At 37.9% G+C, this 25,395-nt stretch carries 21 protein-coding genes; 9 read left to right on the top strand and 12 right to left on the bottom strand.

Features of this window, described 5'->3' with window-relative positions:
* The first annotated feature begins 248 nt into the window (after window positions 1-248).
* Window positions 249-3,290, top strand: coding sequence for a choice-of-anchor I family protein (locus AC2A07_RS06900; protein WP_484049805.1), 3,042 nt, complete (start codon window positions 249-251; stop codon window positions 3,288-3,290).
* 223 nt (window positions 3,291-3,513) lie between these two features.
* On the opposite strand, the gene AC2A07_RS06895 is transcribed toward AC2A07_RS06900, so the two are convergent.
* Window positions 3,514-3,762: a NifU family protein gene (locus tag AC2A07_RS06895; RefSeq protein ID WP_314499646.1), complete on the bottom strand. Its 249-nt coding sequence runs from the start codon at window positions 3,760-3,762 to the stop codon at window positions 3,514-3,516.
* A 42-nt stretch (window positions 3,763-3,804) separates the two neighbouring features.
* Window positions 3,805-4,908: a P-loop NTPase gene (locus tag AC2A07_RS06890; protein WP_314499650.1), complete on the bottom strand. Its 1,104-nt coding sequence runs from the start codon at window positions 4,906-4,908 to the stop codon at window positions 3,805-3,807.
* 128 nt (window positions 4,909-5,036) lie between these two features.
* Here AC2A07_RS06890 and AC2A07_RS06885 point away from each other — a divergent pair, with 128 nt between their 5' ends.
* Entirely contained in the window at window positions 5,037-7,838 is a 2,802-nt protein-coding gene (locus tag AC2A07_RS06885) for a GH92 family glycosyl hydrolase (protein ID WP_484049804.1), read from the top strand.
* 179 nt (window positions 7,839-8,017) lie between these two features.
* Here the strand turns inward: AC2A07_RS06885 and AC2A07_RS06880 are convergent, their stop codons facing one another.
* Window positions 8,018-8,734 carry a phytanoyl-CoA dioxygenase family protein gene (locus AC2A07_RS06880; RefSeq protein ID WP_484049803.1) on the bottom strand — a complete coding sequence of 239 codons (717 nt, stop codon included), beginning with the start codon at window positions 8,732-8,734 and terminating at the stop codon, window positions 8,018-8,020.
* 88 nt (window positions 8,735-8,822) lie between these two features.
* On the bottom strand, window positions 8,823-10,073 hold the full coding sequence (locus tag AC2A07_RS06875) for a dicarboxylate/amino acid:cation symporter (RefSeq protein ID WP_314499658.1): 1,251 nt from the start codon (window positions 10,071-10,073) through the stop codon (window positions 8,823-8,825).
* A 209-nt stretch (window positions 10,074-10,282) separates the two neighbouring features.
* Here AC2A07_RS06875 and AC2A07_RS06870 point away from each other — a divergent pair, with 209 nt between their 5' ends.
* From AC2A07_RS06870 to AC2A07_RS06860, 3 genes are all read left to right on the top strand, one after another.
* Window positions 10,283-10,774 carry a BON domain-containing protein gene (locus AC2A07_RS06870; RefSeq protein WP_314499660.1) on the top strand — a complete coding sequence of 164 codons (492 nt, stop codon included), beginning with the start codon at window positions 10,283-10,285 and terminating at the stop codon, window positions 10,772-10,774.
* A 6-nt stretch (window positions 10,775-10,780) separates the two neighbouring features.
* Complete coding sequence (locus AC2A07_RS06865; RefSeq protein ID WP_314499662.1) at window positions 10,781-11,200, top strand: SH3 domain-containing protein; 420 nt, start codon at window positions 10,781-10,783, stop codon at window positions 11,198-11,200.
* 419 nt (window positions 11,201-11,619) lie between these two features.
* Window positions 11,620-13,476 carry a CocE/NonD family hydrolase gene (locus AC2A07_RS06860; RefSeq protein WP_484049802.1) on the top strand — a complete coding sequence of 619 codons (1,857 nt, stop codon included), beginning with the start codon at window positions 11,620-11,622 and terminating at the stop codon, window positions 13,474-13,476.
* Between the two features lie 627 nt (window positions 13,477-14,103).
* On the opposite strand, the gene AC2A07_RS06855 is transcribed toward AC2A07_RS06860, so the two are convergent.
* The 3 genes from AC2A07_RS06855 to speB all read right to left on the bottom strand — a co-directional run bounded on the left by AC2A07_RS06855 (window position 14,104) and on the right by speB (window position 16,564).
* Complete coding sequence (locus AC2A07_RS06855) at window positions 14,104-14,712, bottom strand: alpha-ketoglutarate-dependent dioxygenase AlkB family protein (RefSeq protein ID WP_484049801.1); 609 nt, start codon at window positions 14,710-14,712, stop codon at window positions 14,104-14,106.
* Between the two features lie 74 nt (window positions 14,713-14,786).
* On the bottom strand, window positions 14,787-15,644 hold the full coding sequence (locus AC2A07_RS06850; protein ID WP_484049800.1) for a bifunctional helix-turn-helix domain-containing protein/methylated-DNA--[protein]-cysteine S-methyltransferase: 858 nt from the start codon (window positions 15,642-15,644) through the stop codon (window positions 14,787-14,789).
* 68 nt (window positions 15,645-15,712) lie between these two features.
* Window positions 15,713-16,564 carry an agmatinase gene (gene speB / locus AC2A07_RS06845; protein WP_484049799.1) on the bottom strand — a complete coding sequence of 284 codons (852 nt, stop codon included), beginning with the start codon at window positions 16,562-16,564 and terminating at the stop codon, window positions 15,713-15,715.
* 212 nt (window positions 16,565-16,776) lie between these two features.
* Between speB and AC2A07_RS06840 the strand changes: the two genes are divergently transcribed.
* Entirely contained in the window at window positions 16,777-17,439 is a 663-nt protein-coding gene (locus AC2A07_RS06840) for an HAD family hydrolase (RefSeq protein ID WP_484049798.1), read from the top strand.
* Between the two features lie 129 nt (window positions 17,440-17,568).
* Here AC2A07_RS06840 and AC2A07_RS06835 read toward each other — a convergent pair whose 3' ends face one another.
* The 4 genes from AC2A07_RS06835 to AC2A07_RS06820 all read right to left on the bottom strand — a co-directional run bounded on the left by AC2A07_RS06835 (window position 17,569) and on the right by AC2A07_RS06820 (window position 20,915).
* Entirely contained in the window at window positions 17,569-18,960 is a 1,392-nt protein-coding gene (locus AC2A07_RS06835; RefSeq protein WP_314493946.1) for an arginine decarboxylase, read from the bottom strand.
* A 119-nt stretch (window positions 18,961-19,079) separates the two neighbouring features.
* Window positions 19,080-19,706, bottom strand: a complete 627-nt coding sequence (locus AC2A07_RS06830; RefSeq protein WP_484049797.1) for a thiamine diphosphokinase — start codon at window positions 19,704-19,706, stop codon at window positions 19,080-19,082.
* On the bottom strand, window positions 19,706-20,344 hold the full coding sequence (locus AC2A07_RS06825; protein WP_484049796.1) for a tetratricopeptide repeat protein: 639 nt from the start codon (window positions 20,342-20,344) through the stop codon (window positions 19,706-19,708). Before AC2A07_RS06825 ends, AC2A07_RS06830 begins: the two co-directional genes overlap by 1 nt.
* Before the next feature lies 1 nt (window position 20,345).
* Window positions 20,346-20,915, bottom strand: a complete 570-nt coding sequence (locus AC2A07_RS06820; protein ID WP_484049795.1) for a cob(I)yrinic acid a,c-diamide adenosyltransferase — start codon at window positions 20,913-20,915, stop codon at window positions 20,346-20,348.
* A 74-nt stretch (window positions 20,916-20,989) separates the two neighbouring features.
* Between AC2A07_RS06820 and AC2A07_RS06815 the strand changes: the two genes are divergently transcribed.
* From AC2A07_RS06815 to AC2A07_RS06805, 3 genes are all read left to right on the top strand, one after another.
* On the top strand, window positions 20,990-22,207 hold the full coding sequence (locus tag AC2A07_RS06815) for an MFS transporter (protein ID WP_484049794.1): 1,218 nt from the start codon (window positions 20,990-20,992) through the stop codon (window positions 22,205-22,207).
* A gap of 39 nt (window positions 22,208-22,246) precedes the next feature.
* Window positions 22,247-23,494 (top strand): arsenic transporter, encoded by a 1,248-nt coding sequence (locus AC2A07_RS06810; protein WP_484049793.1) that lies wholly within the window; start codon window positions 22,247-22,249, stop codon window positions 23,492-23,494.
* A gap of 178 nt (window positions 23,495-23,672) precedes the next feature.
* Window positions 23,673-24,164 (top strand): DinB family protein, encoded by a 492-nt coding sequence (locus tag AC2A07_RS06805; RefSeq protein ID WP_484049792.1) that lies wholly within the window; start codon window positions 23,673-23,675, stop codon window positions 24,162-24,164.
* Window positions 24,165-24,295: 131 nt separating this feature from the next.
* Here AC2A07_RS06805 and AC2A07_RS06800 read toward each other — a convergent pair whose 3' ends face one another.
* Window positions 24,296-25,393: a linear amide C-N hydrolase gene (locus tag AC2A07_RS06800; RefSeq protein WP_484049791.1), complete on the bottom strand. Its 1,098-nt coding sequence runs from the start codon at window positions 25,391-25,393 to the stop codon at window positions 24,296-24,298.
* Window positions 25,394-25,395 lie beyond the last annotated feature (2 nt).

The raw sequence follows: 25,395 nt of genomic DNA, 5'->3' as shown, positions 1-25,395 counted from the left end.
AAAATTCTTGTATAGCTTAGATAAACGAAGTGGCATTGTTTAATCTGAAAGCGTTTCAAAAAGAAGTATTTCTTTGCGAAAAAATAACATTATTTTAAAAAACCAATTATTTAAAAAATTGTTTATCCCGAACTCACTTTAAATTTAATCAAAAGTCAATACGTACAATTAATCATTTGTTAAAGTTTAATTAAAACCTTCAACAGGATTAATCTTCATTTTTGCACAAATCTATAATCAAGTAAAAAATGAAGAAAAAATACCTTTTGAGAGGCTTACTGCCTGTTGCCGCTTTATTTCACGGAGCATTTACTGCGCAAACCACTTTAGTTCATTACTGGAACTTCAATAACAGCACTTCAGAAGCAGCCATCCTGGCTCCCACTTCTACCCTTCTGGCAGGATCAATAACTGCCTCGACCAGTTTACCCAATACCTATGTAGATTTTGCGAACGGAACCGGGCAAAACTTTACTGCAGAAAATGCAAGAAACAGTGACCCGATAGGATCACATTTGAGATATAATTATCCCACTTTCGGAAATTTACAGTTCAATATCCCTACAACGGGATACAATAACGTTGTTGTAAAATTCATTACCCGAAGATCCGGATCCGGAGCAGGAACCCAAACCTGGTCATATTCTACAAACGGAACGACCTATCAGACTTTCCAGACTGTTTCCCCGCAAGATGGAGCTCCTACATTGACAACCCTGGACTTCTCTGCAATTGCAGGAGCTTCCAACAATCCGAATTTTAAACTGAAAGTTGAGTTTGCAGCAGGTTCAGGAGGCGCAGTTGGCAACAACAGATTTGATAACTTTACTGTGGATGCCACTCCTGCAGGCGGTGTTGATACGACTCCACCAACGGTTGCTTATTTACCGGCAAATAATACAAACAACGCCTCTACAACGGCAAATCCTACAATTACATTTAATGAAAATGTAAGACTTCTCGATAATTCAGCAATTACTGCAGCAAACGCTCAGAATTTGGTCGAATTAAGGCTAAACAATGCTACAGGGAATACGGTTCCTTTCAGCACAGCTTTCGCTAACAATGTAATTACCGTAATTCCTGCCACTGGCCTGGTTCCCAATCAGACTTACTATTTAGCTTTAAAACCCAATTTAGTTGAAGATACAAGCGATAATGCAGTAAGTACAGTGACTTCAAGTACTTTTACAACGGCAGCGACAAGTATTTCTTTAGATAAAAATTTAATTAAAGTCAATGAAAATGCCGGAACTTTGGCATTTAAAATCAATGTTACCAATCCGTCAAATGCTACTGTAAATCTGGTTGTAAAGCCGGCATCATTCAACACTGCAAACAGCAGTGATTTCACTTTAGCCAATCAGACCATCAATATAACCCCTTCTACGACAAGTATTACGGTAAACATTCCGATTATCGATGATACTCTGGAAGAGCAAAAAGCTGAGTATTTTGTTGTAGGTCTTGAAAACCCGGTCGGTGCAGCAATAACAGGAGATGCAAACTCCACCATTTATATTATTGATAATGACAAAGCAGCTCCGGTGGCTTCCAATCAGATTCAGTTAAATTATATCGGAAGTTTTGATCCTTCGGGAAACAATACAAGTTCCACTGAAATTGTAGTCCATGATCCTGTAACACAAAGACTGTTTACCATCAGTTCTCTGACAGATGTATTTGATATTATTAATTTTTCAAATCCAAATACACCAACAGTTATTCAAACCGTTAATATGCTTCCGTATGGAGGTATCACGAGTATTGCCGTAAAGAACGGAATCATCGCAGTAGCTTCTCCCAACGGAACAAATCCTCAGGGAAATGGCAAAGTCGTGTTTTTCGATATTAACGGTGTTTTCCTGAAACAACTGGAAGTTGGCGTTCTTCCCGATATGATCACTTTCACCCCTGACGGAACCAAAGTGATGACAGCCAACGAAGGTGAACCCAACGATGCTTACACTGTGGACCCGGAAGGCTCAATCAGTATCATTGATATTACCGGAGGAATTGCAGGCCTTACCCAGTCAAATGTGACTACACTCGGATTCACACAGTTTAACGGACAGGAAGCTGCCCTTGCAGCTTCAGGAGTAAGAAAGGTAAAATCAACGAGCACTTTAGCTCAGGACCTGGAACCTGAATATATTGCCATCAGCTCAGACAGTCAGAAAGCATGGGTTTCATGTCAGGAAAACAATGCAGTCATTGAGGTTAATTTAGCCAACAAAACTTTAGGAAATATCTGGGGATTAGGGAAAAAGGATATGAGCCTCCCAGGAAACGGTTTTGACGCTTCTGATAATAACGGCGAAGTACTGATTGCCAACTGGCCTGTAAAAGCCTATTATAATCCTGATGCAATGGCATCCTATAAAATCGGAAGCACCAATTACATTGTGACAGCCAACGAAGGAGATGAAAAAGATCTTGGCGGATTCAGCGAAAGAACCACTGTCGGTGCCAACGGATATTCATTAGACTCAACTGTATTCCCAAATGCTTCTGTATTGAAAGCTTCCCATAACTTAGGAAGATTCAGGGTAACCAATGTAAACGGAAATACAGACGGTGATGCCGAATTTGAAGAAATCCACGCTTTGGGAGCAAGATCATTCTCCATTTTCAATGCTGACACAAAACAAATCGTTTACGACAGCGGAGATCAGTTTGAAAGATACATTGCTGCCAACCATCCGCTTATCTTCAATGCCGACAATGAAGCCAATGGTGCCAAAGCAAGAAGCCGTGCTAAAGGTCCTGAGCCGGAAGGAGTAACTCTGGGAACCATCGGGACCCAAACCTTTGCATTCATTACTCTGGAAAGAACCGGAGGCGTTATGGTGTATAATGTCACCGATCCGAACAACGTCACTTTCGTTGATTACAAACATTCAAGATCTACCTCTGCATTCGGAGGAGATAACGGACCGGAAGGTATTACTTATATCACTCCACAGAATTCATCTACAGGAAAAGGTTATGTGATCGTAGCCAACGAGATCAGCGGAACTCTGTCCATGTATGAAGTGGCTGTTCCTTCTACTTTATCAACAGGAGAAATAAAAACTGAAACGGCAACGTTTAATGTTTTCCCTAATCCTGTCAATAAAGGAAATACATTGTATTTCAACAGGGCACAGGGTTATGAGTTATATGATATGTCAGGAAAATTACTCGGAAAAGAGAAAAATGCGCTGACTGTTGATACTTCAAAACTTTCTACAGGAATTTATCTGCTTAAAACTTCTGAAGGTCACGTGAAAAGAGTGATTGTGAAGTAATTTTCTTTATATTAGATTTTGTTAAAGCCCCGGAAATCCGGGGCTTTTTACTTGTAAAAATATGATAATTTTCAAACGCCATCTATTTGACAGGTTTAGGAAAATATACCCCATCTCTATTGATACTATCCTGTGATGTTCCCTTTTTAAATTCCATCACTTATAAAGCCACAAAAAAAGACAGACTAAAAGCCTGTCTTCAAAAAATATATCCTTGTATTTTTTATTCTACGTTCACTACCTTATCGATTTCAGGAGCGTGCTGTTTGATGGTATTTTCCACACCAAGTTTAAGGGTTGAGAAGTTCAGAGAACAGCCGGAGCAGTTCCCCAAGAGTTTTACATACACCGTACTTTCTTTCACATCAATCAACTCAATATCTCCACCGTCTTTGTTTAAAAACGGACGAATGCTCTCCAGAGCCTCCAGTACTTTAGTTACAGTTTGTTCGTGTGCTATATTTGTCTCCATATTTGAATTTGGTTTTTCAAAAATTAATTTGAAATCATTATTTTATTTTTTTGGTGAGCAGCCCGCCATTGTTGTAATTTTTACAGCTTCTGTAGGAGGAAGAAACTTATTCCTTTCCACTAAACTCTCAACCATTTTTCTCGCAGTCTCTGTATAAATATCTGCGATCTTAGAATTTTCCTGAAGCGCTGCGGGTCTTCCGACATCACCTGCTTCCCTGATGCTTTGAATCAAAGGAATCTCACCTAAAACAGGAATTCCCAGGTCGTCAGCTAAATACTGTGCTCCCTGATTCCCAAAGATATAATATTTATTGTCCGGTAATTCTTCCGGTGAAAAATATGCCATATTTTCTACCAGTCCCAATACAGGAATGTTGATACTTTCCATCTGGAACATGGCAATCCCTTTTCTTACATCTGCCAGTGCTACATGCTGAGGTGTACTTACAATCACTGCTCCTGTTACCGGAACTTCCTGAATGATGGATAAATGGATATCACCTGTTCCCGGAGGCAGGTCAATTAACAAGAAATCCAATTCTCCCCATGCTGCATCTCTGATCATCTGGTTCAAAGCTTTTGAAGCCATCGGACCTCTCCATACCACCGCCTGGTTGGCTCCCGAGAAATACCCGATCGAAAGCATTTTGACACCGTAATTTTCGATAGGTTTCATCAGACTTTTTCCGTTGACATCAACAGAAACAGGTTTCTGCCCTTCTGTATCAAACATCGTAGGAACTGAAGGACCGTAAATATCAGCATCCAGTAATCCTACTTTAAAACCCATTTTTGCTAAAGTTACCGCAAGATTAGCCGCAACGGTAGACTTACCAACTCCTCCTTTTCCGGATGCGATGGCAATAATATTTTGAATTCCAGGAATCTGTTTTCCTTTGATCTGACTTAGCTGAACTTCGCTCGGTTCTGGGGAAACTATTTTAAGTTTTAAATTAATTTCTTCTCCGAACTCGCTGGCAAAAGCCTGTTTCATTGCTGCTTCAAGCTTCTTTTTTTCGTGCATTGCCGGTGAATGAGCGGTCATATCGATGTACACGTCACTGCCCATTACCTGAAAGTTACTTACTAAATCATCTACTTCTATTTCTTTAAGGAAATCCTGAACTTTTTCTTTAGTTAACATAAAAATATAAATTGAGTACAAATTTACGGAAATTTTAGCTATTTAGAATCAATAAACAGGGTGATAGATAAATTCTTTTGTGGAACGAAATATTGTAGTATTTTAGGGCGATTGTAATTTTTTAACTTATGAAGAAATTTGTATTCATCATTTTAGGACTGGTGGCCCACCATTTATTTTCCCAGAATTATTCGCAATACGTTAATCCTTTTATTGGAACCGGTGGTCACGGGCACACATTTCCCGGCGCCATTGTCCCTTTTGGGATGGTTCAGCTGTCTCCGGATACAAGGATCGACGGAAGCTGGGATGGCTGCAGCGGTTACCATTATTCCGATTCTACAATTTATGGTTTTTCACACACCCATTTGAACGGAACAGGAGTTTCAGACTATGGAGACATGATGCTGATGCCAACGATGGGAAATCCGGGATTGACTCCGAAAGAATATTCTTCCAAATTTTCACATAAAAACGAAAAAGCAACAGCCGGATTTTATTCTGTTAAATTAGACAGACATAATATTGACGTTCGTTTAACCACAACAAAAAGAGTGGGCTATCATGAATATCAATTTAACAAAGCAGGAAATGCCAATATTATTTTAGATTTAAATCACAGAGATAAATTGCTGGAAGGTGAAGTAAGAATCATCGACAGCAAAACCATTGAAGTTTTCAGGAGAAGTGAGGCCTGGGCAACCAACCAGTACATTTATGCAAAAATTGAGTTTTCAAAACCGATGAAAATCTCAAAAAAACAATTTAACGGAAAAGAAGAAGCTGCTGTATTCACCGGAACAAAACTGGCGTTAGCTTTTACTGCTGCCGTTAAAAAAGGAGAAAAAATCAATATCAAGGTTTCTATTTCTCCGACCGGTTATGAAGGTGCAGGAAAAAACATGCTGGCGGAAGGCTCTTCAAATGATTTTGAACTGATAAAAAAACAGGCAGAAAAAGACTGGAATACAGAACTTTCAAAAATCGAAGTGAAATCTGATGATAAAAATAAACTGACCGTTTTCTATACAGCACTGTATCATGTTTTCACACAGCCTAACATCAATATGGATGCTGACGGAAAATACCGTGGAAGAGACAATAAGTTCTATATGGCAAAAGATTTCGGATATTATTCCGTTTTCTCACTTTGGGACACTTTCAGGGGTGCTCATCCTTTGATGACTTTAATCGACAGAAAACGAACGGCCGATTTCGTCAACACCTTTATTAAACAACGTGAACACGGAGGAAGAATTCCCGTGTGGGAACTTGCCTCCAATGAAACAGAATGTATGATTGGCTATCACGGTGTTTCTGTGATTGCAGATGCGATGGCAAAAGGAATTACCGGTTTTGATTATGAAAAAGCATTCGAAGCTTCAAAAAATTCAGCGATGCAGGATATTTTTGGTTTAAGTGTTTACAAGCAGAACAATTACATCAGTATTGATGATGAGCATGAAAGCGTTTCTAAAACACTGGAGTATGCTTATGATGACTGGTGCATTGCTCAGATGGCAAAAATTTTAAACAAGAAAGACGATTACGAATATTTCATGAAACGTTCCCAGAACTGGAAAAACCTGTACAATCCTAAAAATGGCTTTATGCAGGCAAGGAAAAACGGGAACTGGTATGAGCCGTTTGATCCCAGAGAAGTAAATAACAATTATACGGAAGGGAATTCGTGGCATTACTCATACTTCGTTCCTCAGGATATCCCGGGACTGATCCAGGCGCATGGAGGAAAAGAAAAATTTGAACAGTTCATTGATGCTATTTTCTCAGCACCGGACAAAACAACAGGTAGAGAACAGGTAGATATTACAGGGCTCATCGGACAATATGCACAGGGAAATGAGCCGAGCCATCACATTGCTTACCTGTATAATTTTGTCGGTAAACCCCAGAAAACGGAAGAAAAAATCAAATATATCCTTGATCATTTCTACAAAAACGCGCCTGACGGTCTGATCGGAAATGAAGACTGCGGGCAGATGAGTGCCTGGTATATTTTAAGTTCGATGGGCATCTATGCTGTAACTCCCGGGAAACCTGAATGGGAAACGGTAACGCCATACTTTGATGAAATCAAATTACACCTTGAGGACGGAACAACAAGAATCATCACTAAAAATACTCCCAAAACAGAGCTTAAACATTTAGGTTTTGAAAATGTAAAAGTTGCTAAAGATTTAAAATACGATGAACAAACTGCATCTCCCGTCATTGCTGCCGACCGTCTTTTCGATTTCTCTACTCAGGTCAGAATCACTCCATTGAACGAAAAGGATAAGATCTATTACCTGACGATGGACGAAAATGATGTGAATGTGAGAAAAACTTTTAAAGTTTATAAAGAACCTTTTACGATCAGCAAAACCACTCAGGTTTCTACTTATGCCGAAAGAAATGGCGAGAAAAGTTCAGTAACAACATCTAACTTCAATAAAAGACCTAATCATTGGGATATTACCATTAATTCAAACGTTAATCCTCAATATACTGCAGGTGGCAGGTTTGCTTTGATCGACGGAATCAACGGTGATGTTAACTGGAGAAAAGGCGAATGGCAGGGCTACCAGGGACAAACCGTAGAAGCAATTATTGATTTCAAATCACCTCAGCCAATCAATCACATCTCTTCAACCTATCTGCAAGACAGCAGAGCGTGGATTTTAATGCCTAAAAAAGTAGAATACTATGCTTCAATGGATGGTAAAACATTTATTCTTCTGAAAACTTTGGAAAATAATATTGATGCTAAAAATGAAACCGTTCAGGTAAAAGATTTCTCAACAGAAGTTCTGCCAACAGAGGCACGCTATCTGAAAGTTAAAGCTTACCACTACGGTAAACTTCCTGAATGGCATCAGGGTGCCGGCGGAGATGCGTATGTTTTTGTAGATGAGATTTCTGTGAAGTAAGACTGATTTTTTCAAAACAAATGAACCTCTTTCGATTCGGAAGAGGTTATTTATTATGATGATATCTTCGGAATTGGATTCAAAAAAACATCCAGTTGATCATTCCGGAGGAATCTAAATAAATATTTAATTCAAAAAAGTTGAGATGCATGTGGAACGAAAAAAGCCAGCAAATAAAATCAATTCATTCTCTCCGACCATCTCAATTCACCGGGCAACTCCATATCTGAAAATTCAATATGAATGACTCTCCGTCTTTTTCCATTCGTTGTTCGGTTTGAGCCGTGGAGAAGCAAGGGTTTCATCATCATAATCCCTCCTTTATCAACGCTGCAGATCTGTTCAGTTTCTACATTCCAGTCGATGGTATCGGGTCTGTAAATTCCTTTGGAGTGAGATGCCGGAACGACTTTAAGGGCGCCGTTATTTTCATTAGTATCATCTAAATGAATTCTAATAGTATATATATTCTCAAGAATATCCAGCGGGGGCTGAACTGCAAACTGATTTTGTTTGGTCGTCCACGGTCCGAAATTTTCCATGTCCATTTTTCGATCAACAGAAATCGTCAGATCCTGATGATAAGCGACATACCAGTTTGACTTTTCAGGCTTATCGAAAAAGATACTTTTTACAGCAAAATAATTTTCTCCAAAAGTTTCTTTGATAACTGTCTTTAGATTTTCATTAAAAATTAAATCTCTTACTTCAGGGATTTCCTTTAAAAATTGTCTTATGGCAAAAAGGTCTTCTGATTTCCTGAACGTTTCTTTTGAAGTGTCCATATTCTGAATGACTTCAGAAATACGTTCAATTTGTTTGCTGGAAAAAACATTGCTGATAACGGAAAATCCTTTATCAGCAATTTGACTTTTATGTTGTCGTACATTCAACATTTTTATTTAAAGTTTAATGTTCTTAATTAAATTTGAAGAGTGTACAGATTACTCATTACCCATTACCCATTACCCATTACTCATACAGTTACAGATCTCCACCATGATTATCCAGCTGTCCTTCCCATTTGGAAACAGCGGAAGTTGCCAGAGCATTTCCTAAAACATTGGTCATACTTCTCGCCATATCACAGAAATGATCAATCGGTAAAATCAAAGCGATCCCTTCAGGTGGAATTCCAAACATAGAGCACGTTGCAACAATGATCACCAGTGAAGCCCTCGGAACCCCTGCAATACCTTTTGAAGTCAGCATCAGTACAAGAAGCATGGTAATCTGCTGACCCAAAGTCATATCAATCCCATAAATCTGAGCAATAAAAATAGAAGCAAATGTCATGTACATCATACTTCCATCGAGATTAAAGGAATATCCCAATGGTAATATAAAAGATACTACCCTGTTATTGCAGCCAAATCTTTCAAGCTCTTCAACCAGTTTCGGGAAAACGGCTTCCGAACTAGTCGTTGAAAATGCAATTAACAAAGGGGATTTTATTCTTCTTAACAACTCAAAAAGACGTTTTCCAAGGATCAGATATCCTACAAGTAAAAGTACCAGCCACAAAACGCCTATTGCAAAGAAAAAGTCTCTCAGGTAAATAGCATATACTTTAAATATCTCAAATCCGTTTGTCGCCACTACTGCCGCAATAGCTCCCAATACTCCAAGAGGTGCAAACCACATAATGTAACCTACCATTTTCAATATCGCATGAGCAATGATATCAAATAGTTTGATAACCGGCTGCGCATATTCGTCCCCTAAATTAGCCAATGCAACACCAAACATAATAGAGAAAACAACAATCTGAAGCACTTCATTCGTTGCGAACGCTTCAAAAATACTTTTAGGTATAATATGCTTTACAAAGTCTTCCATAGAAAAACCTTTGCTTGATTTTAAAAGTTCATCTGCCGATGCCACATCCTGAATAGGCAGTTTCGTTACATGTCCCGGCTCAAGCCAGTTGACCAAAACCAAACCGATAAAAAGGGATACCAGAGAAGCTGAAATAAACCAGAGCATTGCTTTTGTCCCTACCCTTCCAATCATTTTAATATCACTCATTTTAGCAATCCCTACCACCAGAGTGGTAAAGACCAATGGCGCAATGATCATCTGTACCAGCCTGATAAAGACCGTTCCGAGAAGTTTGATATTTTGGGAAAATGGTTTTGCGCTTTCAGGATATTGAATATGTACAAATCCGCCAATCGCAACCCCTACCACTAAGGCGATGATGATTGCAATAAATAATTTATTCTGTCCCTTCATATTTTTAGTTCAATAGCCACAAATATAATGGTTTTATCATTGATGACTAAATTTTGTAAAACTAAATAAGAATAAAATATTCTCATAATTAAAACACGGATTATTAAAACATTACAGTTAAATCTTCACATATTTATCTGTTTTTTAAATCATTGGTATAGATTTTATTATTACATTTGAGAGTAATTAAAACATTAAATTAAACAATTATGAAAAAAACAATCGCAATGTCTGCCTTAGCTTTGGCAGTATCGTTTGGATCGATTTCGTGTAAAAAGAAAGTTTCAGATGCTGAACTTCAGACTCAGGCAACTACAATCGTAACGGCTAATCCGGCTGCAACGGTAGAAATAAAAGAAGGTGTGGCGCATTTAGGCGGAACATTCAATACACAGGCTGAAAAAGATGCAGCTATCAAGTCACTGAAAGAAATTAAAGGAGTAAAAGACGTCCATGATATGGCAACTGTCACTCCTGCGGTAGCCGCTTCTGAACCTGTAACAACTACTTCAGCGGCAGATCCTATGGTACAGCAGAAAGTAAAGGATGCATTAAAGGATTTCCCTTCAGTTAACGTAGAAGTTGTCAACGGCGAATTGACTCTTACAGGAACTGCATCTTCGATTCAGGCAAGAAAAATCAAAGAATCTGTTGATGCTTTGAAAGTTGGGAAAGTTAATTACAATTACACCGTAAAATAATTCGAAATGAGCACATTACAAGATAAATATTCAAGCGTAGTATCTGCAGCCCAGTCTGCAGGTGTATCCAATCTTCAGGTTCAGGAACAGGACGGAATTTTATACGTTTCAGGAAATGCTTCCAATACTGCTGCTAAAGATGCCGTATGGAATGCTTTAGGAGCTATTGACTCTACCTATTCTGCTTCAGATATAAACATCGACGTACAGGTTGCGGGGCTTTCTGCCGGTGCCTCTCTTACGATCGCAACAGAAGATTCTAATCTGAACATCAGACAGGAACCTTCTACAGAAGCTGCCGTTGTCGGTAAAGCAGCAAAAGGATCTTCAGTGACATTAGTTGAACAGACTTCTGATGACTGGTGGAAAGTAAAAACCACTGACGGACAGGAAGGTTATGCATATTCAAGATACCTAAGAGCGTAACTTTTTTAAAACTTAAGTTTAAAAATACAAAATAAAGAACATCCCTGATGAGGGATGTTTTTTATTTTTCAGATTTCTGAAACAAATTGAAAAGTATATACTACTGCTATTATTTATAAAAAAAGTGTTTATTAAAAAAACCGTGAACTCACTGTTGGTGGGAAATAGCTGACGTTAAAAAAAAGACCATTGAGAATCAGACCTATCAGCTGTTTTTTAAAAATAAGTCTTTTTTTGGCAGTGATTTTGAATACAAGACGGCAGCATACCCTCGATCATCTAAAGATTACAGTATTGCTGATAATGACCAAACCAACCATTTATATATTTCTAAAATGATCAGGAGAAATTCTGATCATTTTTCTTTTTTAAATTATATGACTAATTATTTATTAATAAATTAGCAACAAATTTCAATTATGAAGATTTCTTTTTCACTGATCCTTATTTTACTTTTTATAACCGGGAAATCTCAGAATTCCGCTGAAGCAGACCTGTTTGTAAAAGATAATTTCAACAAAAAAGAATTTTATATCACAATGCGGGACGGTATAAAACTTTTTACTGCAGTTTACATTCCAAAAGATATTTCAAAAAAACAAAAATATCCGTTTCTGATGCAGAGAACCTGCTACAGTATTGCTCCTTATGGTGAGAATGAATACAGAACTAAATTAGGTCCCAACAAGTACCTGATGAACGAAAAGTACATTTTTGTTCTTCAGGATGTCCGTGGAAGATACATGAGTGAAGGAGTATTCACCAATATGACTCCGCAGGTAGAACGGAAAACAAAAAAAGAGGTTGATGAAAGCACAGATACCTACGATACGATTGACTGGCTGGTTAAAAACATCAAAGACAATAACGGTAAAGTAGGACAGTACGGCACTTCCTATCCTGGATTTTACACAGCTGTAGGAACTCTGGCACAGCATCCCGCCTTGGTAGCTTCCTCACCTCAGGCACCGATTTCAGATTTCTGGAATGATGATTTCCTTCATAATGGAAAATTTATGCTGGGTTACTTTAAAACCTTTCCTGTTTTTGGAGTTCAGAAAACAAAGCCTGAGCAAAAAGCATGGTATTCAGATTCTATGATTAAATCAACTTCGGAAGACGGCCTGAAATTTTACAGGGAACTAGGAACACTTAAAGAAGCTTATGATAAATATTATAAAAATAATTTCTTCATGACAGAAATTATGAATCATCCGAATTATGATGATTTCTGGCAGAAAAGAAACCTTTTACCCCATCTTAAAAACATCAGTCATGCGGTAATGACTGTAGGAGGCTGGTTTGATGCAGAAGATTTGTCAGGACCTTTAAATATTTATAAAACAATAGAAAAAACAAGTCCGAAGGCTAAAAATACGATCGTGATGGGACCCTTTTCACACGGAGCCTGGGCTCAGGAACAGGGAAAGCACTTTCACAACGAAATTTATTTCGGAGACAGCATCGCAACTTATTATCAAAAGAACCTTGAAACAAAATTTTTCAACCATTACTTAAAAGGAAATACAAAACAGGACGCCGGCTTACCTGAAGCAGTCATGTATGATACAGGAGCTAAAGAGTGGAAAGAATTCAGTGAATATCCTCCGAAAAATGCAAAAAAAATAAATTTCTATTTAGCCAACGGAACTTTAAAAAATATAGCAGGACAGAACGCATCAGAATATTACAGCGATCCTGACAATCCTGTTTTAAGTTCCACAAACCTGAAAGATTTTAACGGTTTCACTCCAAGGAACTATATGTCGGAAGATCAGAGATTTGCTGTGGGCAGACCTGATGTCCTTACTTTCACTACTGATATTTTATCGGATGATATCACGTTTGCCGGGGAATTAATGGCGAAATTAAACATTGCTTCTAGCTCTACTGATGCAGATTTTGCTGTAAAATTAATCGATGTTTATCCTGAAGATTTCAAACCGGTGGAGAAAAAAGAAGGAGTCATCTATGGGAATTATCATCAGATGGTAAGAAGTGAAATCATGCCTGCAAGGTTCAGAAATTCCCGTGAAAAACCGGAACCTTTGGTTCCCAATCAAAAAACTGCGGTTAATTTCAGATTACAGGATGTTGTCCATACTTTCAAGAAAGGACATAAAATTCAGATTCAGATCAGCTCGACCTGGTTTCCCCTGTTTTCTGTCAATCCGCAGAAGTTTTTGGCTAATCCAAATATGGCAACCAAAGAAGATTATACAAAGGCTTTTATCAAAGTTTTTGCGGATTCATCGATTGAAGCTCAGGTTTTGTGACTTCGAGAACCTCAGTCACCATCCCCGAATGTCAGTCAACATTAAGATGCAACTTTTCAAAAGGTCTATCTTAAAGATTTCATCAAAAAACACTAACCTTTTTCTACTTTAGAATCTTAACGAATAACTAGTCGAAATAAAGTAGGTGGCTGAGGCCCTCGAAGCCACCGTCCCCGAATGTCAGTCAACATAAGAACTTTTCAAAAGGTCTATCTTAAAGATTTCATCAAAAAATATTAACCTTTTTCTACTTTAGAATTTTAAAGGATAACTAGTCGAAATAAAGTAGGTGGCTGAGGCTCGAATGGTGACTTCGAGAGCCTCAGTCACCATCCAAGAGCCTCAATCATCATAAGATGCAACTTTTCAAAAGGTCTATCTTAAAGATTTCATAAAAATACTGACCTTTTCGACTGGAGAATTTTAACGAATAACTTGTCGAAATAAAGTAGGTGGCTGAGGCCCTCGAAGCCACCGTCCCCAAATCTCAGTCAACATAAGATGCAACTTTTCAAAAGGTCTATCTTAAAGATTTCATAAAAATACTGACCTTTTTCCTACTTTAGAATTTTAAAGAATAACTAATCGAAATAAAGTAGGTGGCTGAGGCTCTCGAAGCCACCGTCTTTATTCCTCAATAGTCCTGAAAGTCAGATTCACTCTCGGTGTTTTCACTTTCGTAGTCGGAGGGAGCCTGTGAAGCCAGTTTTCCTGAGTCGTTCCTTTCATGACCAGAAGACTACCGTTTTCCAGCATTATATCAACTCTTTCTTTGGATAATTTATGTTTGAAAGAAAATTTCCTTTCTGCTCCGAAAGTCACAGACGCAATTGCACCCTGCTTCTTTAAATCCTTTTCTCCGTCACTGTGATACGCCATTCCTTCACTTCCGTCATGGTATAAATTAAGCAGGCAGGAATTATAGGTCTCTCCGGAAACGGCTTCACATTTTTGTTTTAATGCCAATAATTCGTTAGTCCAGAGTTTTGCGTACTTCGTTCTGTTAGAATAAGTGTATTCAAACTCCTTTTCACCAAACCATGCTACTTTGCGCCTGGTAATGATCAGTTTGCCAAAAATGACCGCTTCATCATTTTCCCACGGAATTTCATTAAAGAGATATTGATAATATTTTTCGCATTCCTGATCAGAAAAAACCGCACCGTAGTAATCTGCAATCCCATCTTTAGGAAGGATGTTGATGGGGAATTCCTGTATATCGCCGAATAAATTCATCTGAAATCACTGTTATATTAAACATTAATATCTACTATAAGCAGATACAGTCATCTTTTAGGATACCTCTCATCCTATACAGGATCATCAGAAGCATAAACCCTCGAACTCTCCCAGCCGATCATCAGCTGCTTCCTGTCACTGCCCCACATATACCCTCCTGTTTTACCGGACGACTGTATGACACGATGACATGGAATTAAAAAAGCAACCGGGTTACTTCCTATAGCTGTTCCTACAGCCCGCGAAGATTTCGGATTTCCAATTTCACCAGCTAATTTTCCATAGGTTGAAAGTTTTCCCATCGGGATAGTTAATAAACTTTCCCATACTTTTAACTGGAAATCAGTTCCTTTGAGGTGGAGTTTAATCGTGTTCAGTTTTGTCCAGTCCAAATTGAAAATAGACAGCGCATTTTGCTGGAACTCATCTATTTTATCAAAAAAAGATGCATTGGGAAATTTATTGACTAAATCTCCCAATGCATTTTCTGTATTTTCTCCGAAAGCCATATAGCAGATTCCTTTTTCAGTGGAAGCGGCAATGATTCTCCCAAAAGGACTTTCGGAAAAACTGTAATTGATATGTAAGCTTTTTCCGCCGTTTTTATACTCTGCAGGCGACATCCCTTCAATTTTCACAAACAGATCATGTAACCTGCTGGTGCTTGAAAGTCCCGTCTCTGAGGCAGCTTCAAAAAGCGTTGCTTTTTCTTCTTTCAATAAACTTTTTGCATGTTCAAGACTGATAAACTGCAAAAATTTCTTTGGGCTTGTTCCGGCCCAATCTGTAAATATTTTCTGAAAATGTGCAGGACTTATACTCACGTGTCCGGCAACTTCATCCAAATTTGGCTGCTGCTTAAAATTACTTTGAATAAACGCAATTGCTTTCGCAATTCTCTGATAATCTATTTCTTCCTGTCTGGACATTTTCACTGTATTGATATCACAAATTTCCAAAGAAAAACTGAAAGAAAAAATCCGTTTCCTGCGGAATTTTAATCTCTGTTGATGTGATAATAGGCCAACATTTTATAATAAAGTTTTGCTGCCAGGAATGCGCTCGGCTTAGAATATGCAGAATCCATTAACTCAACGATATCAAAAGCGACAACATTACATTTTTCAAAAACCTTTCTTAGCAATTCCAAAGTGGGATACCACTGTAAACCACCAGGCTCCGGAGTTCCTGTAGAAGGCGCTATTGAAGGATCAAAAGCATCCAGATCGATGGTGATATAAACATTCCCGGAAACTTTTTCCAAAACATCATTGACCCAGTTCTCGTTATTGGCAATTTCATGCGCAAAAAACACTCTTCCTTCAGGTAAATATTCAACCTCTTCTACATCCATAGAACGGATTCCCACCTGAACCAGATTATGCTTTTGGTTGGCTTCAAAAACAGCACATGCGTGATTGGATGCAGAACCATGGAATTCCGGACGGAGATCTGTATGGGCATCTAACTGCAATACCGTAAGATTTTCAAATTTCTCTCCCACGGCACGGATCGAACCGATAGAAACTGAATGTTCTCCACCGAAAAGTGTAAATAACTTATCTGTTGAAAGAAGCTCTTTTGTTTTCTGATAAACCGCTTCTGTCATTGACTCGGGTGTAGCGTTTTCAGAAACTTCACCAGCCAGGTAAACTCCTTCCAGATAAGGCTCAGTACCTGTTTCAATATCGTAAAGTTCCATATTTTCTGAAGCATCCAGAAACAGTTCCGGACCTTTATCAGCTCCTTTCCCCCAGGTTGAAGTTCCATCATAGGGAACGGTTACCAAAACTACTTTTGAATTTTCCAATGAAGCATTTTCTTCAGGAATCCCTGCGTATGTTTTCATAATTTATGATTAAAAAATTAAATAATTTAAATGTTAAAATAATAAGGCAAAGATAAGAAGAACAATTTGCAAGTATTATAATTTACAAATCATAAGTGAAGAGTTTTATGTTTTTTTTAATCTTTTAATTTTTCAATCTTTAAATCCTTTTAATCTTTCAATCTTCAAAGATTCAAAGATTAAAACATTATTTTTGTACAAATTATCATTTTATGTCCTTAAAAGCTGTGCTGTTCGATATGGATGGCGTTATTGTAGATACAGAACCTTTGCACAGAAAAGCGTATTTCAAAACATTCAATGAATTGCACATTGATGTTTCCGAAGAACTTTACAGTTCTTTCACAGGTGCTTCTACCAAAAATGTCTTCGAAACTTTAATCAGACGTTTCAGTCTTTCTTATACATATGAGGAGCTGGCTGCCATGAAGAGAGCCCATTTCAAAGATTATTTTTATCATGATGAAGAGTTTGATTTGATACCGGGAGTCAGAAAACTGATTCAGCATTATTATGATAACGGAATTACCTTAATTCTCGCCTCTTCTGCGACCATGACTACGATCAATATGGTCTTCGAGAAATTTGAGCTGGAAAAATACTTCAGTGGAAAAATCAGTGGTGCGGATCTAAAAGAATCCAAACCTCATCCTGAAATTTTCATCAAAGCAGGTGAAATGTCAAATGAGGATTCAAAACACTGTATGGTCATTGAAGATTCCACCAACGGAATTTTGGCGGCGCACCGGGCGAATATTTTCTGTGCTGCGTATAAAAGTCTGCACACCCATCATCAGGATTACAGTCTTGCCAATATTGTAGTTTCAGATTATAATGAACTGGAAATTGATAAGATTTCGAATTTTATCAAATAAAAAAACAGCTTTCAAAGTATGAAAGCTGTTTTGATAAGTATTGGCTAAAGCCAATTGATTTATTGTATGAAAATGGGCTAAAGCCCTTTCTATTAATGATATGCTTAGTTTTTTGCTTACAGCAACAACTCAGTAACCCAATATTTTCAGAATATCTTCAGGTTCCTGTCTTTCTCTGAAAATCTCATACTGAAACTCTCCATTTTCATCTTTCTGAATCAGAATATGCCGTGGCTGTGGCATCAGACAGTGATGAACGCCGCCATAACCACCAATTGTTTCCTGATAAGCTCCCGTATGGAAGAAACCGATATACAAAGGTTTCGTATCGCTGAAAACAGGTAAATAAATGGCATTGGTATGCTGCTCTGAATTGTAATAATCATCTGAATCACAAGTTAACCCACCTAAGAAAACTCTTTCATAAGAATCTTCCCAACGATTGAGAGGAAGCATAATGAAGTGTCTTGAGATAGCCCAGGTATCAGGAAGGGTTGTCATGAACGATGAATCGATCATATTCCATTTTTCTCTGTCATTCTGACGTTTCTGAGAAATGATCTTATAGAGGTTGGCTCCACTCTCTCCCACCGTAAAACTTCCGAATTCTGTATAAATATTTGGTTCTTCAACGCCTTCCTCTTCACAGAATTTTTTAATCTGAGAAACGATTTCTTCGACCATATACTGGTAATCATAATCGAAATTCAAAGATGTTTTGATTGGGAAACCACCACCGATATTTAATGAGTTTACTTCCGGAGCAATCTTTTTTAAACGTGCATAAACACGAAGACATTTGTATAATTCGTTCCAGTAATATGCAGTGTCTTTGATACCGGTATTAATGAAAAAGTGAAGCATTTTAAGCCTCGCATTGGGATGCTCTGCAATTTTCTGGCTGTAATACGGGATAATATCTTTATATCCGATTCCTAATCTTGAGGTATAAAATTCGAACTTCGGTTCTTCTTCAGATGCGATTCTGATTCCGATATCGAAAGTGGTATCAATACTTTCAGTTAATTTATCCAGCTCGCGGTAATTATCAAGGATCGGAGTAATATTTTCAAAACCGCTGTTGATCATATCTGAAATTTTCGCCAGATAGTCATCTGTTTTGAAACCGTTGCAGATTACTTCAATATTTTTATCAACCTTACCCTCATGATAAAGTGATTTTACAATATCCATATCATAAGCCGAAGATGTTTCGATAGAGATGTCATTCTTCAGAGCTTCTTCAATAACAAATTTGAAATGGCTGGATTTTGTACAGTAACAGTACCTATAATTTTTTTTATAATCGATTTTCTCAAAAGCTTCCTTAAACCAGCCTTTTGCTTTCTGAATATTCTGAGAAATCTTCGGGAGGTAACTTACCTTTAAAGGAGTTCCAAACTTCTCAACAACTTCCATTAAGGGGATATCGTGAAAAGACAAATTGTTCTCAGAAACATTGAATTCTTCCGTAGGAAAATACAATGTCTGATCAATAAGTTCCGAGTATTTTATTTTCATTTTCTGACAAGTGAATTAAGAATGCAAAATTGCTAAAAAAGTTTGATTTTTTAGTTTTAAATTTTCTTAAAGTTTTCGAAGATTTGAAATTAGTAAAATCGTTCCGGTCTATGGAATTTTCAGAGATATTCCCTTCCTATAAAGATCATCAGATCCCCTTTCTCATAGGTAATGGTAACCTCATCTTCAACAGCAAAATTCCTGGTTCCTATTCTGGTGGTAACACTCAGATTTTCACGACTTAAGGACCAATTCAATCCCTGAGTTATCACCTGTTCAACTGTTGGGAAAGGATAGAGCGAGACGAGTTTATCCTTAACATTTTTCAGCAGATAAGTTTTGGGAATAAAAAAATATTCAGAAAATTCATCGTAAAATTTTATGTTTAAATTTTCTTTAAATGTATAAGCAACGGTGAGATTTCCCAAAAAATGATCCTGTTCTCCTCCACTCGCACCAAAAACATCAATATTTTTAAAGTCTTTTTCTGATATGATCTCTAAGGCTTTATGAAAATCGGTCTTTTCCTGATCCGGAGTATAAATGAATTTATCTTCATATACATTTTCATCCGCCCCTGAATGTGAATCAAAGTCACCGGAGATAAAATCTAATTTTTCCAACGGAAAACCCAATCGTTTTAAATAATGAAAAGCACCGTCTGTACAGGCAATCAGATCATAATTTTCCGGATCAGGAAAGGATTCCGGAGCATCTCCATTGATAAATAATAAAGCTTTTTTCATTATTCCGTCGTTTTATTCATCAGTTCCTGTACGTTCTGCTGTGTCATGATAATCCATTTCGCTACATTTTTACCCGGTCTTTTTTCTTCTGTTTTTTTTACGAAACTTCTTGCGTCCAGGTTATCTTCTGCATCAGGCTGCAATTCGATATATTTTTTATACGTTTCCAGCATTCTGTCCACTTCAGGATAAGTCAGTCCTTCTCTGTATAGCAGTTTCCGGTATGATCTTCCAATGAAATAATTGACCCCGGAATACTGTCCTGAATTTGCATCAATCAGAGGATAAGCTTTTTCAAAATAGAAAATTGCTTTCCTGAAATCGGGTTCTTTTTTACTAAAATTGTTAATTCCGCCATACCAGAGTGCTGCAGTGAATTCCGGCTGTAATGCCAGAATTTCATCAATGATCTTCTCTGCCTCAGCATTTTTATCCTGATTGATCAGGGATAAAGCCAATTGCGATTTTAAAATTGGATTCTCAGGATTTTCTTTCAGTCCCCTGCGGAAAATACTTTCGGCATCAGAAAATTTATTTTTGGAAATAAACTGGTCTCCCTCATCAAGATACACAGTGATGTCCTGAGAAAAAAGAGAATGAGAAAATATACAGAACAAAAGAAGAACTATTCTTACCATATTATCTTTCATTCGGATTCCAGTATTCTTCAGGCTCGTTGTTGATTTTTGAAATATATCTTGCCAGAACAAAAAGGTAGTCTGAAAGCCGGTTTAAGTATTTAATCAGTTCAGGACGTACTTCTTCAGATTCATTTAAAAAGACCAAAGACCTTTCTGCTCTTCTGCAGATGGTTCTTGCAGCGTGTAAAAATGTTGATGATTTTCCACCTCCCGGAAGTATAAAATACTGAAGCGGTTCCAATTTTTCTTCAAAAGCATCCATCCAGTTTTCGAGTTCTTCAATTTCCTGATTTGAAATAACCAGAGGAAGACGGGATTTTCCGTTTGCCAGCATCAGTTTGTCAACCGGTGTTGCTGCTTCAGAGCCTACCGTAAACAAATCAAACTGTATTTTTTTCAGCTGTCTTAAAACTTCTTCATCGCCAATATGACTTTTTGAGATTCCGATAAACGAATTGAGTTCATCAATATTCCCATAACTTTCTACTCTTGCGCTTGCCTTAGAAACTCTTGTTCCGCCATACAAAGCGGTCTGTCCTTTGTCGCCTGTTTTGGTATAAATTTTCATGGTACTAATGTACTTTTTTTTCTACAGCTTGAAAAATTGTAATATATTTATTTATCGGAAAAATACCGAATACGATGATGGAAAACATACAGGAAACACCAAAAAAAGGTCTTTTACAACTAAAATTTTTAAATCTTTTTATGGCCGATGTTCAGGCAGGAATCGGTCCTTTTTTAGGAGTTTTTCTGTTAGCACACCAGTGGGAAAGCGGCTTGATAGGAACCGTTTTATCGATAGCTGGTATTTTTGGGATGCTGGTCACTACACCCGCAGGTGCACTTATTGATATGAGTAAGAATAAGCGGCTTTATGTAATCATTCCTGCAATTTTCACAATCATTGCTTCGGGACTGATTTTAGTTTCCCAGGATTTTTGGCTGGTGACAGCATCTCAGATCGCTACTGCTGTTGCCGGTGCAGCCATTGGTCCTGCAGTCATCGGAATTACTTTGGGAATTGTAAAACAAAAGGGCTTTAACCGGCAGAATGGTATTAATCAGGCCTATAATCATGCGGGAAATATGATTGCAGCCGGTCTTTCTGGTTTTCTGGGATGGAAATTCGGGATGCCTGCAATTTTTATCCTGGCAGCTGTATTTGGTGTTCTTACGATTATAACCACATTTGCAATTCCCGCAGATAGTATTGATTATAATGCTTCGCGTGGTTTAAAAGAAGGAGAGGAACACCGTAACGATAAGGCCAGCGGCTTTAAAGTTTTATTTGAAACCAAAGCATTAATCATTCTGGCAGTCTGTCTTGCCTTTTTTCACTTAGGGAATGGGGCCATGCTTCCATTATATGGTTTGGCAAATGCTGCAAAAAACAGTAATGATCCCTCCTTATTTGTTGCACTTACCATTGTTATTGCTCAGGCTACAATGATTATTACATCGATAATTGCCATGAGAAGTGGTGCTGTAAAAGGATATTATTTTGTCATGCTCATTTCCTTTTTCTCGCTGCCGATCCGGGGTTACATTGCCTCCCGCTTTGTCAGTTCATTCGGAATTTATCCCGTTCAGATCCTCGACGGCATAGGCGCCGGATTACAGAGTGTGGCTGTCCCTGCTTTAGTAGCAAAGATATTGAACGGAACCGGAAGAATTAATGTAGGACAGGGTGCGGTGATGACAGTTCAGGGAATCGGTGCCGCTTTAAGCCCCGCAATCGGTGGCTGGATCGCACAGAAGATGGATTATGGTTCCGCGTTTTTGATTCTCGGGAGTTTCGCAACAGTATCAATCGTGGTGTGGATGGTTTTTGCCTCTTCTTTAAAAAAATGTTGTTAGAAGTTACGTCAGTTATTTAGATTTATAATTTAATTTTCAATGGATCATAATCAATTGATATGGTTGACTGCTTTGGTGACAACGGCATTCGTCATTATCCGTCCTTTTAAGATAGCAGAAGCTGTCTGGGCAGTTTCAGGTGCGCTTATTCTGATAGTTTCAGGTTTACTTTCCCTGAGTCAGTCTTTTGAAGGAATAAAAAACGGCAGTGATGTTTATTTTTTTTTAATTGGAATGATGCTTCTGGCTGAAACCGCTAAAGAAGAAAAACTGTTCGATTGGCTTGCTGCTTTTGCCACCCGTCTATCTAAAGGTTCACCCGTTAAATTGTTTATTCTTATTTATCTGGTAGGCACCTTCGTTACTGTATTTCTTTCAAATGATGCAACTGCAGTCGTTTTGACACCTGCTGTAATTGCTGCCATGAAAGCGGCTAACGTAAAACAGCCTCTTCCTTATTTACTCATCTGTGCATTTATTGCCAATGCAGCTTCGTTTGTTTTACCCATTTCCAATCCTGCTAACTTTGTTATTTACGGAAAAGATATGCCTTCACTTCCTGTGTGGTTCAGTCATTTTTTACTTCCTTCTCTGGTTTCTATTCTTGTTACTTTCATCATGCTTTATTTTACACAAAAGAAATCTCTCAGACAGAAAATAGAATCGGATGTTACGGTTCCCCAATTGTCTGTTGGTGGCAAATCTGCTGCCTTTGGAATTGCTTTTACGGCTGTTGTTTTATTAACAGCATCTTCATTCAGTCTTGATCTGGGTCTACCTACTGCAGTTACCGGGATTTTAACTTCACTTACTGTAATTCTAATTTCAAAAAAGTCTCCTGTGAAGATCATCAAAGAGGTTTCCTGGTCTGTACTTCCTTTAGTTGCCGGACTATTTATTATTGTAGAAGCACTGAATACGACGGGAATTATTAATCTTCTGGCATCTGTACTGACTGACTTTTCTGCTCAGTCACAAGATCTTGCAGTTTTTACAACTGGCTTAATAATGGGTTTTGGCAGTAATCTTACGAATAATTTACCCGCAGGATTAATTGCAGGAAGCACTTTACAACTTGCCCAGATTTCAGACTCAGTAAAGAATGCTGTACTGATCGGTATAGACTTAGGCCCGAATTTATCTGTTACCGGCTCTTTAGCTACAATTCTCTGGCTGGTCGCTTTAAGAAAAGAAGGTTACCGTATTTCTGCCTGGGAGTTTTTAAAGGTTGGTATCCTTGTAATGATCCCTGCCTTAATTTTGACGTTAGCAGTACTCTATCTTTAAATGACCAGGTCTAAAATTCTCCGGTCAAATTATACTATAAGATGACTTTAAGTTTCAGTCGTTCTGCTTTTTTTAAATCTTTGAAATAAAAAAACATCGATCTGATTTCCTACTGACAAACTGTTGTCATCATCTGACCTTACCTTTGTCTTAACATTAACAAAAAAACAAACACGTTATGACAACTACAGCAGCAACAACAAAACAATTTATCAGTGCAGCACAACTTCTGGAACATTGGCAGGGTCACAGAAACCTGACAAGAAGAGTTATCGACATGTTCCCTGAAAAAGAACTTTTCGGGTTTTCAATCGGTGGAATGAGACCATTTGCCCAATTAGCCGTTGAGTTGATCAGCATTGCTGGACCTGCCTTGAAAGGAATCGTTGACTCACAGGTGGAAGAGTTTTCAGAAGAAGCTTTTCAGCCGAAAACAAAAGAAGAAATTCTGAAAAAATGGGACGAGGAAACGGAGGTTATCAATCATTATTTTAATCTGATTTCAGAAGAAAGATTCCAGGAAACGTTCAATTTATTCGGTCAGTATGAATTTCCTGTTTATCAGAACATCCTGTATTTTATTGATAATGAAGTTCATCATCGTGGACAGGGCTTTACGTACTTGAGAGCCTTAGGCATTGAACCGCCGTTCTTCTGGGAAAGATTTTAATCTGAATTAAGGCCAACAAAAAAGCTTTCAGAAAATTCTGAAAGCTTTTTGTTATTAACGGTAAGTAAAGTAGCATCCACCGTGCTAACTCACTTACTCCCTATATACTTTTTCCTGTATATCGATATCTATTAAGGTAAGACAGATCTGAAGAATTTTTTGATATTTTCTTTCAGTGTCTGAAAAATTTCAGAAGTTCCAAATTCTTTATTATCGTAACCGATCGGGAATCCTTTTTCAACATATGCATTATTTCTATTCATTGTTAAGACCTGAAAATCCTTATTGACCTCTCCTAGCTGATCTGTATGAATATCAAGAAACTTCACTTTTGCGTCCTTTGAAAAATCAAGCTTTTTCAGGTCAATCGTTTTTATTTCTTTTTTAAGATCTGATCGAAAAGAAAGGTTCATATTTTTCACATCGATCACGGTCTGCCATTCACCTGCATGTATTGAATTTAAAATATTCCACGCATAATCTATTGGTTTATCATCATATTGATAGTTTTGCAGCATATAGTAAGCACGGTTGTAGCGGTCTTCCCATTTTCCCTGCTGTGCAAAATCAAACTTTTCACGTCCACCCAGAAAATCAAACTTTTCAGCAGCCTCCAGGTCTTTTTTATACTGATTATTACACAGAAGCGGCATCGGCATTTCTTTGTCTGTCAGCACGGTATATTTTCCGTTAAGCAGAGCTATGGTGGCGGAGTTTCCTTTGGCATCGGTCACGAAAAAATGACTTCCGGCAGCGTTTGGCCACCAGTCAATATTGGGGCCTGTATTCAGGTGATCTACAACTTCTTTTACAGAATTATAATGATCCAGCTGATATTGAATCCACTGTGCCCAGAACATATTGGGCTTTTTCGGATTGTAAACTTTTGTAGTTTCCTCCAGATATAATTCGACCAGAAAAAGTCCTTTCTCATTGACACCATAACAGGGGAAATCATACCCGAGAAGGTTGAAAGTCACCGAACCGTATTTTGAAATCCATTCTTTTTGAGCTTTTACATTATTTGTCGTCAGATTTTCCCAGCTTATATTTCTCTTTGAGACACCGCGTTTATTGACGACAATCATTCCCGGCATTGTTTTCCAGTTTTCATTGAAACCCACCACGCAGTGGTTTTTTCCTTTTAATAAAAAGGCGGAACAGGCTAACGCTGCGGCAGAATGTGTAAGCGTTAGTACCAATAAACTTCGTAAAAAAAACGTCTTCATGT

The sequence above is a fragment of the Chryseobacterium sp. HNCC26DJ238 genome (genome assembly GCF_057180465.1).
Note: the sequence above shows the minus strand (reverse complement) of the source record. Positions and strands in the feature narration are given on the sequence as shown.